General features: G+C 55.8%; 8 protein-coding genes and 1 pseudogene. 2 read left to right on the top strand and 7 right to left on the bottom strand.

All coding sequences use genetic code 11. The features are described from left to right. The 6 genes and pseudogenes from ACLQ7H_RS02045 to udp all read right to left on the bottom strand — a co-directional run. A pseudogene (locus ACLQ7H_RS02045) lies at positions 1 to 578 on the bottom strand (DNA recombination protein RmuC); the annotation flags it as partial. Between the two features lie 145 nt (positions 579 to 723). Beyond that, positions 724 to 2,037 carry an OprD family outer membrane porin gene (locus ACLQ7H_RS02040; RefSeq protein ID WP_411751227.1) on the bottom strand — a complete coding sequence of 438 codons (1,314 nt, stop codon included), beginning with the start codon at positions 2,035 to 2,037 and terminating at the stop codon, positions 724 to 726. A gap of 108 nt (positions 2,038 to 2,145) precedes the next feature. Beyond that, positions 2,146 to 2,928, bottom strand: a complete 783-nt coding sequence (locus ACLQ7H_RS02035) for a histidine phosphatase family protein (RefSeq protein WP_411751228.1) — start codon at positions 2,926 to 2,928, stop codon at positions 2,146 to 2,148. A 288-nt stretch (positions 2,929 to 3,216) separates the two neighbouring features. After that, on the bottom strand, positions 3,217 to 3,747 hold the full coding sequence (locus ACLQ7H_RS02030; protein ID WP_411751226.1) for a DedA family protein: 531 nt from the start codon (positions 3,745 to 3,747) through the stop codon (positions 3,217 to 3,219). Positions 3,748 to 3,833: 86 nt separating this feature from the next. Then, entirely contained in the window at positions 3,834 to 4,616 is a 783-nt protein-coding gene (locus ACLQ7H_RS02025; protein WP_411751225.1) for a tyrosine-protein phosphatase, read from the bottom strand. Between the two features lie 289 nt (positions 4,617 to 4,905). Further along, positions 4,906 to 5,667, bottom strand: coding sequence for a uridine phosphorylase (gene udp, locus ACLQ7H_RS02020; protein WP_024485456.1), 762 nt, complete (start codon positions 5,665 to 5,667; stop codon positions 4,906 to 4,908). 344 nt (positions 5,668 to 6,011) lie between these two features. On the opposite strand from udp, the gene ACLQ7H_RS02015 reads away from it, so the two are divergent. Further along, positions 6,012 to 6,848, top strand: coding sequence for a dienelactone hydrolase family protein (locus ACLQ7H_RS02015; protein ID WP_411751224.1), 837 nt, complete (start codon positions 6,012 to 6,014; stop codon positions 6,846 to 6,848). A gap of 223 nt (positions 6,849 to 7,071) precedes the next feature. On the opposite strand, the gene metE is transcribed toward ACLQ7H_RS02015, so the two are convergent. Then, positions 7,072 to 9,348 carry a 5-methyltetrahydropteroyltriglutamate--homocysteine S-methyltransferase gene (gene metE / locus ACLQ7H_RS02010; RefSeq protein ID WP_411751223.1) on the bottom strand — a complete coding sequence of 759 codons (2,277 nt, stop codon included), beginning with the start codon at positions 9,346 to 9,348 and terminating at the stop codon, positions 7,072 to 7,074. A 105-nt stretch (positions 9,349 to 9,453) separates the two neighbouring features. Between metE and ACLQ7H_RS02005 the strand changes: the two genes are divergently transcribed. Continuing rightward, positions 9,454 to 9,994: LysR substrate-binding domain-containing protein (locus ACLQ7H_RS02005; RefSeq protein ID WP_411751222.1), on the top strand; the 541-nt coding region annotated here is incomplete at its 3' end.

The following is a 9,994-nucleotide window of genomic DNA, read 5'->3' as shown; positions in this document are numbered from 1 at the left end:
TCCTGCACCTGGCGGCGGAAACCGTCCAACTGCTCGCGTAACGGCAGCAACAGGCGATCCAGGCTTTGCTTATTTTGCTCATCCACCTTGCGGCCGCTGTTTTCGAAAATGCGGTTGGCCAGGTTCTCAAACTGGGTGGTCAGGCGCTGTTCACTGCTAATCAACAGCCGCTGCTTCTCTTCTGCGGCCATGCGGGTCTCTTCCAGGCGGATCGTCACCTCACGCAGTTCGGCTTCCTGCGCGCTGTTAACTTCACGCTGCGCTCGTAGCTCCTGGTTCAGTAATTCACATTCATTGCGCCAATGGTTGAGCTGTTGCAGCCTCTCCTGCCCGGCGGCCAGTTGGCTGTGCAGGGTGCGCAATTCCAGATCGTTCTGCCGCAGCAGTTGTTCGTGGCGTTGCAGCGTCTCTTGGCGGGAGGCCGTTTCAAGCTGTGCCTGCTGTAAAGACTGTTCCAGCAGACGCAGGTCGGTTTCATGTTGCGCACCGTGCTGCTGCGCACGCAGGCTGGCGAGCAGCCACCCCAGCAGTAAACCTATCGCCACACCACCAATACCGTAAATCAGACTGGTATCCACCCTGCCTCCTGTCATACATGCATGCGCCTGCGGCGCGTATTGCGCCCATTGCCTGCCACGTTAAAGGGAGCCTGTATGGATGTCCAGTCTGTTTTTATGCAGAAGTGAGCACGGCACCACGGAGGCACCGCGCTGATAAGGCAGGTTAAAACAGTTTGAAGCGATATTCGGCGATAAACTCGCCGGACAGCGAGTGGGAAGTCTGGGAATGCCCATCCACCAGTATCGGCGTTTTATTGCTGTTCTTATAAGACCAACCCGGCCCGGCCATGGCGAATACCGTCAGGTTTTTCAGCTTGGGATGGGAGGGAGCCCAGCGGCCAAAGACGTTGATCTCACCGGTACGCACCGCGGCACCTTGATAGCTGAACTGGCCCATGTTGCCCGCCAGCCCGGCGGTAAACTCAGGTGTGATGCGGTATTCGGCCATGGTGGCCAGCATGGTTTCGCCATCGCGCATATAGTCTTCACCGGCATAAGCCATGGAGGTAAAGGTGCCGCGTGAGTTTTTTGACATGTGGCGCGGGTAGAAGCCAAGCTGACCGTCACCCTTCGGTGCCCGCGTATGGGCGATGCCAACCTTGACGCTCCATAGCGGCTCCTGCCATTTGGCATCCAGCGCATAGTGGTTGGCGTTATGATCGAAGTTGCGCTTGCTCAGCGCCATCTGTTTATAGTCATCCAGCGCCTGAGTGGTATAAATCTGGCTGCCCAGGCTGAGTTTCTCATTGGCTTTGTAACCCACGCGCAAGATCTGGCGGCGTAAATAGTCTTGAGATTCCCCATAGGCCAGTTGCCCATTAAATTGTTTATTCTCATAGCCCAACTCCGCGCTGGCAAGATGGTTGATATAGCGGCCATCGTTGGTCTGCAAACGCAGGCTGTCAGGGGAGTTACGATCCATAGAACGTTCAACATACGCGCCGCGCAAAGAGAGCCCGGCACCGGACACGCCCCCAGACCAACCCAGGTAAGTCGTAGGAGATAGACGGGTTGAGGTGGAAATCACGCCATAGTTACGCAATACCTGCCAGCCAGCCTGCGCATTCAGCGCCGCGCCACCCACATCACCTTTCAGCTTGATATAGCGTTGGCCCACCTTGCTGTAGCCGGCAGCATTCTCTTTGCTGTTGCCGGGGCCGTTGTTATACAGCACCCCACGAGTATTGAAGTAATCGCTGGCACCCAGTTTTACCGCGCTGTAGTAATCGAGGTTCACGCCGATAAAGTCCGCCAGATAGCCGGACTGATAGCCCAGCGCCAACCCTTGCCCCCAGGCGTTATGCACCTCTTTTGGGTTGGCGGCATCCTCCTTGAGATACTTCCAGTAGTTTTTCAGCGAAAGTTCAGCGTGGCTGTCGCTGAAAAAGGGTGAATCCAGGACGTCATCAATGCTGGCCTGAGCGGTGGTGGAGAATAGCGAAATAGCGACCAGACAGCTTACAGCAGAACGTTTCATTATTGTTATCCCCGAAAAAGGTATAGAAAATCCCTGCCGAGGCGATATGCTATCGCCTCAGATAATATCCCCGAGCCAAAAGGGTGAGTTATTTTTATTGGGTAATAATCAAGGTGCTTTATTTAGTAACGCTTTCCCTTTAGCGACATAAGTCATATCGCCAATATCGGTTACGGTATATTTTCCGTCTTTATAAGTCATCTTGACGACTGCCGCATTAGTCAGTGGCTTATTTTTGTTCGGGTTATCGGTCATATCAGAAATCATCATCTGCATCGAGAGCCCAGAAGAGACCGCCAGGATGTTTTTATCCCCATTCTTTACGGCATTCTGCGCCATGGTATGCAAGGCTCGTTGCATACGGGTTTTGACCTGCAGCGCGCTTTCCGCCTCTTTCTTGTCATCACTTTGCGTGATGGCATCCACCATCGGGATCAGGCTGATCTTACCTTCGCCCATCTGCTTGAACATCTCAGCACCAGAGGCCAGGCCCAGTTGCTTGGCAGCAGCACCGGCCATCTCGGCGTTAGGGCGCCCTTCAAAACCGCCAAAGAACATTTCGCGCAGGTCGGTCAGTTCCGTGACCTTGGCATCCGGCTTACCCATTTCCTTGAGGATCACCTGCATCGTTTCACGCTGGCGGCCAGCGTCGCTGGTGTAGAAGCTATCGAAAGGGATCCCCTTCAAACCGGCCCCCAGATAGCGCGCGGTTTCGATCCCGGCGGGTGTCAGCGGTGAGTCAGCCCAGCCCTGCACGCGATCGTAGGTATTGAGCAGCGTTTTACCGTGGCGGGCAAAATAAATATCGACGCTGTCGCTTTCCGCGGCAGCTGCGTTGAAGGCCGCAGCAGAGGAAACGGCAAGTACGGAGGCCAGCAGCCAGGTTTTAATTTTCATTGATTATTCCTTAGTGAAAAAGTGACGCCTATAGGGTTATTTTTTAATCATCGGCCGATCGCCAAGTAAATTAAGGGCAAAAAAAAACCCAAACCCATGACATTGGTATGTCGACGGGTTTGGGTTTTGCCTGTTTATTCACAGTAACAATCCACTTGTTGGGAAAGTAACACCGCTAAAAAAATAAGGGAATTAAAAAGCGCCAGATAAGGATAAATTCGTGATCGAATTCTCACTCTCAGGTTGAATAATTAAAATATGAGGTTATTGGCAGGCGCCGGTTCATGCCATCCACTGGGTAAACCATTTGATACCGAAGGTGCCTGGTGCCAGGATGCCGAAGGCCCAGACCATTGCCGAGGCCACATTGGCAATTTGGAACGAGGTTTGCGGCATGGCACAGATGCCCCCCACCAGCGGCACCACGGCGCGCAACGGCCCGAAGAAGCGCCCAAAGAAGATACCCAGCACGCCCCAACGCTCAAAAAATGCATGGCCACGCACCAACAGTTGCGGATTGCGTGACAGCGGCCACATATGGGCGACGCGCTCCTGATAGTGATAGCCTACCCAATAGGAGAGCCAGTCACCAAAGAAGGCTCCGGCGGCGGCGGCGGCCCAAATCGGCCAGAAGGCAATGCCGCTCTCGCCGATCAACGCCCCCAGCCCCAGCAGAATGACCGTGGCAGGCAATAACAACGAGAGGAAGGCCAACGACTCGCCAAACGCCAGGAAGAAGACGATCGGGATCGCCCAGGCTTGATGCTGGCGCACGATTTCACTAACCCAGTTAATCACGTCATTGAGGTTCACAGCCTGCTCCTTTTGACAACGGATCCGGCCTCAAGGATACGCAGTACCCTACCTCACTGGTTAAACTCCGGTTAAACATGGCGCCGTTATTCCAGATAGAGCGCCTGCAACGTCTCGAGCTGACTTTGCCCCAGCCCATATTCGGCCTCCAACCAACGGTTGGTGGATCCATATTGCTCATGAATGCAGCCCAACGCGGTCGCCAGGAACTCTTCACGTGCACTGAGTACATAAGCAAACTGCGCCACCGAGGCGTCGTTCAGGCGGCTAGAGATCTGCCCCAGCATATGATCACGGTAGCTCGCCAGCGTGGTTTCCGTCAGCAGATAGTCCTCCATTACCGTAGCCTCATCCGCGCCCAGCGCCAGCAGCACCATTGCCGATCCGACTCCGGTACGGTCTTTGCCTACCGCACAGTGCTGCACAATTGCACCACCTTCAGGCTGAGCCAACAGCTGTGCCAGTTGGCGATAGGCACCGTTATTGAACGGCAGGCGGCGGTACAGCTCCAGCATAAAGGCCCGGGCATCAAACTTGGCCAGCGTTTCGTCGGTAAGTTTTTCAAGGTTGGCATTAACTTCGCTGCTGAGCGGATTGGCAGGCACGTGGTAATAGTCGGCTCCCGACCAGAGCACGTCAGGTTTGGCCTGCACTTCGTCGATGTCGCGGTAATCCAGCACCGAACGCATGGGCATCTGAGCCAGATAGCTACAGTCGTTTTCGCTCAACCGATCCAGAGCGCCGGAACGAAACAGCAGCCCGCGTTTGATACGGCGGCCATCGGCCACGCTGTTGCCGCCTAAATCGCGGAAGTTGATGCCACCGTCTAACGGCGCAAGTGAAGGATGGAGCAGGATCTGAGCGGTCATAGACGTCCTTACATTGATTGTCTCGGGATATGCCGCCACATCAGCCAGCAATCGGCAAACACCAACAAAAGAAGGCCAGCAGCATGACGCAGAGGGGATAACCGTAACAGATGGAGAAACGGGCCGTCAAACGACCCTGTTTACCTCTCCCCCGATCCTCTCTCAAAACTAGTTCGGTGTTGTAATCAGGTGCAGAGGTCGTATTTGGGTGAGGCAGAACGGTGGTTAAACATGTAGCACGTTTAGTCCCCTCTCCTTTTGGGAGAGGGTCAGGGTGAGGGCGTGAGGATTACAGCAGACGGCGAGCCGCCTCAACGACGATTTGCACTGCCTGGCTTTCGGTCTTCTTCATGGTTTCTGCATTCGGGATCTCTTGCTGGGTGCGGTTAACGATCACACCGGCAACCATCCCCGCACGCAGGCCTTGGCTGGCGCACATGGTCAGCAGGGTGGCGGATTCCATTTCATAGTTCATCACGCCCATCGATTGCCACTCTTCCATCGAGCCTTTAAAGCGGCTGACTACACGGCCGGAATAGGTGTCGTAACGTTCCTGGCCTGGGTAGAAGGTATCGGAAGAAGCGGTTACGCCAATATGCGTGGTAGCACCGCAGGCCTTGGCGGCTTCAACCAGCGCAGTAGTACAGGCAAAGTCCGCCACTGCCGGGAATTCCATCGGGGCAAAGTGCAAGCTGGCACCGTCGAGGCGCACAGCAGCGGTAGTCACCAGCACATCGCCCACGTTGATATTGGCCTGAATGGCACCGGTCGTGCCGATACGCAGGAAGGTACGGATGCCCAGCTGTGCCAACTCTTCAACAGCGATAGAGGTAGACGGGCCACCGATACCGGTTGAGCACACGATCACTGCCTTGCCATCCAGCTCTGCACGCCAAGAGGTAAATTCGCGGTGGGAAGCCAGGTGTACCGGGTTTTCCATCAGCTTGGCAATTTTCTCTACACGCTGCGGATCGCCTGGGACGATGGCCAACGTAGCGCCTTGCAGATCGTTTTTAGTGAGACCGAGGTGGAAAACGTCAGACTGAGACATGGGGGACTCCTCATGGATACGGTTTTTGGGAGGAACAAACAGAGATTCTACTGACAATTGCCGTTAAATTTCGTGACAACCATCACTTTGAATAAAGAAACAGAAATTCACCTACATTATTTTTGTGATTTAAATCACAAAATCCATCAATGGTAACCTCAATATTCACCCAGTTTATACCAATTATACGTAGGAGGACCGCATGCTGCGCCCGTTTAGCCCCATGCGGTTCTCGCCAACCTGTTGCCAGCCTGAGCAAAAATTCGCCTTACCGTGCCAATAAGCGGTAATCTGCCTATAGTTAACTGCCGCGCTTTTTCTCTAACGCATGGAGCCTGCAATCAATGAAAACAGAACAACAAATGACGTTAAAACAGGCCAAAGGGGGATTTACCCCGGCCGTCGCACCGCTGGCCACCTCAACCATTCTGACCGATGTTCAGGATATTCACGTGGGGGAAACTACCATCCCTTCGCAAGGGGACGATCTGCCGGCCTATATCGCCAAACCGGCCCATCACCAAGGGCCGTTCCCGATTGTGCTGGTGGTGCAGGAAATCTTTGGTGTGCATGAGCACATTCAGGATTTGTGCCGTCGCCTGGCGAAGCAGGGTTATCTGGCCATCGCGCCAGAGCTCTATTTCCGCCAGGGCGATGCCAGAGAGTACAGCGAAATCAGCGAGCTGATGCAAAAGCTGGTCAGCAAGGTGCCAGACAGCCAGGTACTGGCCGATCTGGATCATGCCGCGCACTGGGCAACACGCCACGGCGGCGACGCCAGCAAGTTGGCGATCACCGGTTTCTGCTGGGGCGGGCGCATCACCTGGTTGTATGCCGCGCATAATCCACAGTTGAAGGCGGCGGTGGCTTGGTACGGCAAGCTGGTGGGGGAGAAAACCTTGAATTCACCAAAGCATCCGGTTGATATCGCCACCGATCTTTCGGCACCGGTACTTGGGCTATATGGGGGCCAAGACGGCAGCATTCCACAAGAAACGGTGGAAACCATGCGCCAGGCGATCCGTGCGGCCAATGCCGATGCAGAAATCGTGGTTTATCCAGAAGCCGGTCACGCTTTCCACGCCGATTATCGGCCAAGCTATAACGCGGAGGCTTCCGCCGACGGTTGGCAACGTATGTTGGCCTGGTTCAGCCAGCATGGTGTCGCGAGTGTGAAGTAATTCCCCTCATCCTAACCCTCTCCCCCAGGAGAGGGGACTGTACGTGCTACATCTTAGCTACTGCATTCATCCTCTCTATCAAACCTGTTACAGATTGATTTCTGCACCTGAAACCGACTCCGGACTGGCTCCCTCCCCCCATACCAGAGCAAGGTGAGGAAAGCGCGGGAGTAGAACAAAAAAAGGGCGCCGAAGCGCCCTTGAGTAAAACAGCGTGGTGGGATCAGACCACCTGGTCGCGCAGGCGTTGAGCCGCTAACACCATGTTGGCCAGTGACTGGCGGGTTTCTGGCCAGCCACGGGTTTTCAGGCCGCAGTCCGGGTTTACCCACAGGCGTTCTGCCGGGATATTCTGTGCCGCTTTACGCAGCAGCGCTTCGATCCATTCCACGCTTGGCACGTTCGGCGAGTGGATGTCGTAAACGCCCGGCCCGATTTCGTTCGGATAGTCGAACTCTTTGAACGCTTCCAGCAGATCCATATCGGAACGAGAGGTTTCGATGGTTATCACGTCGGCATCCAGCGCCGCGATAGAATCCATGATGTCGTTGAACTCGCAATAACACATGTGGGTGTGGATCTGGGTATCGTCCTGCGCCACGGCGGCGTTCAGTTTAAAGGCATCCACCGCCCAGTCGAGGTACGCGGCCCAATCTGACTGGCGCAACGGCAGGCCTTCGCGCAGTGCCGGCTCGTCAATCTGGATGATGCCAATGCCAGCCTTCTCCAAGTCCTCCACTTCGTCACGCAGTGCCAACGCAATCTGCTTAGCGATCACCTCGCGGGTCACATCTTCACGCGGGAAGGACCAGCAAAGAATGGTCACCGGACCGGTCAACATGCCTTTCACCGGCTTGTCGGTCAGCGACTGGGCAAACTTGGCCCACTCGACGGTGATGGCTTCCGGGCGGCTGATATCGCCAATAATCACCGGTGGTTTCACGCAGCGGGAACCGTAGCTCTGTACCCAGCCGTTTTGCGTGAACACGAAGCCGTCCAGGTTCTCGCCGAAGTATTCCACCATGTCGTTACGCTCGGCTTCGCCGTGCACCAGCACATCCAGCCCCAGGCGTTCCTGTTCAGCAATGGCCTGCTTGATATGTTCGCCGATGCTGGTGCGGTAGTTGCTCCCATCCAGGCGGCCCTGCTTGAAGTCCAGACGCAGGCCGCGAATTTCGGTGGTCTGCGGGAAGGAGCCGATGGTGGTGGTTGGCCAGGCTGGCAGGTTGAAGCGATCGCGCTGAGCCTGAGCACGTTGTTCATAAGGGCGCTGACGTTCGCTGTCTTTGGCAGTGATGGCTGCCAGGCGTTGCCCAACCTGCGCATTATGCACGCGGCTGGATTGGCGGCGGGCGCGGATTGGCGCACTGTAGGCATCCAGTTTGACTTGTTTATCTGCCCCTGGTGCATTCAGCGCCGCACTCAGCAACGCCAGCTCGGCACATTTTTGCAGCGCAAAGGCGAACCAGCTTTTCACTTCTTCGTCCAGGCGGCTTTCCACGCTCAGATCGATCGGGCTATGCAGCAGCGAGCACGAGGTGCCAATCCACAACGGGCGGCTCCCTACCAGCGGTTGCAAGCGTTCAAACCAGCTGCTTACATCGGCACGCCAGACGTTACGGCCATTGATCACGCCCAGAGAGAGCACCCACTCTTTCGGCAATGCATTGTTCAGGGCAGCGGCATCATCTTTGCCTGCGACCAGATCCACATGTAGCCCCTGCACCGGCAGTTCACGGATGGTGTCGAGGTTATGGCCAATGCTGTCGAAATAGGTGGTCAGCAGCAGTTTGACCTGGCCTTGCAGCGCGGTATAAGCCGGTTTAAAGGCCTCCAACCAGGCTTTAGGCAGTTCCAGCACCAGCGCAGGTTCGTCGATCTGTACCCACTCGATGCCGCGTTTGGCCAGCTCCGCCAGCACTTGCTGATAGACCGGCAGGATATCGTTCAGCAGCGACAGGCGATCGAACTGCTCACCCTTCACCTTGCCCAGCCACAGATAGGTTACCGGGCCCAACAGCACCGGCTTGATTTTGTGGCCCAGCGCCAATGCTTCGTCAACTTCATCCAGCAGTTGGGTCCAGCCCAGTTTGAACTGTTGGCCTTGGGTGAACTCAGGCACCATGTAGTGATAGTTGGTGTTAAACCATTTGGTCATTTCCGCCGCCGCCGCAGGTTCACCGGTGGGTGCGCGGCCACGGCCAATGCGGAACAGGGTATCGAGATCGATCGAGCCATCCTGGTTTTGATGGCGCGCCGGGACGTTGCCCAGCAGCAGGCTGGTGGTCAGCACGTGATCGTACCAGGCGAAATCGCCAACCGGCACCAAATCCACCCCGGCCTGCTGTTGTTGTTGCCAGTGACGAGCGCGCAGCTCGCGGCCAACCGCCAACAGCTCTTCCTGTGTTGAATTACCTGCCCAGTAACTTTCCTGCGCTTTTTTCAGTTCACGACGCAGACCAACGCGTGGAAAACCCAGTGTGTGATTTAGAATTGTCATCGTCATATTTCCCATTTAGCCGTCCAGATGTTTACACATCCATAATCCGCAGGTACTGTATGATCCACAAGCGCAATATTTTCACTGTCACTGTGAAGGACTCTCATGATCGAACTGAAACACTTACGGACCCTACAGGCTCTGCGTAATACCGGCTCCCTGGCCGCCGCCGCCGCACAGCTTCATCAGACACAGTCTGCCCTTTCGCATCAGTTCAGCGATCTGGAGCAGCGTCTGGGCTTTAAGCTGTTTGTTCGTAAAAGCCAGCCGCTGCGCTTTACCGCTCAGGGGGAGATCCTGTTACAGCTGGCAGAACAGGTATTGCCGCAGATCCAGCAAGCACTGCAGGCCTGCCACGAACCGCATCAAACCACGCTGCGCATTGCCATCGAGTGCCACAGCTGTATTCAGTGGCTCACGCCGGCGTTGGACAACTTCCGCTCCTATTTCCCGCAGGTGGTGATGGATTTCAAATCCGGCGTGACGTTCGATCCGCAACCGGCCTTGCAGCAAGGGGAGCTGGATCTGGTGCTGACCTCGGACATCCTGCCGCGCAGCGGGCTGCACTATTCGCCGATGTTCGACTTTGAAGTCCGGCTGATCCTGGCCCCCGATCACCCGTTGGCCAATAAGCCGCACATTGAAC

Source organism: Serratia sp. (in: enterobacteria) (genome assembly GCF_046715635.1).
In the GTDB taxonomy this organism is placed as follows: Bacteria; Pseudomonadota; Gammaproteobacteria; order Enterobacterales; family Enterobacteriaceae; genus Chania.
This window is presented reverse-complemented; position numbering and strand designations above follow the sequence as displayed.

What these genes read in the sequence shown, in the direction of transcription:
- ACLQ7H_RS02025 (WP_411751225.1), bottom strand. Translation starts at nt 4,616, where the DNA reads ATGACCGCTCAGATCCTGCTCCATCCTTCACTTGCGCCGTTAGACGGT.
- udp (WP_024485456.1), bottom strand. Translation starts at nt 5,667, where the DNA reads ATGTCTCAGTCTGACGTTTTCCACCTCGGTCTCACTAAAAACGATCTG.
- ACLQ7H_RS02040 (WP_411751227.1), bottom strand. Translation starts at nt 2,037, where the DNA reads ATGAAACGTTCTGCTGTAAGCTGTCTGGTCGCTATTTCGCTATTCTCC.
- metE (WP_411751223.1), bottom strand. Translation starts at nt 9,348, where the DNA reads ATGACAATTCTAAATCACACACTGGGTTTTCCACGCGTTGGTCTGCGT.
- ACLQ7H_RS02015 (WP_411751224.1), top strand. Translation starts at nt 6,012, where the DNA reads ATGAAAACAGAACAACAAATGACGTTAAAACAGGCCAAAGGGGGATTT.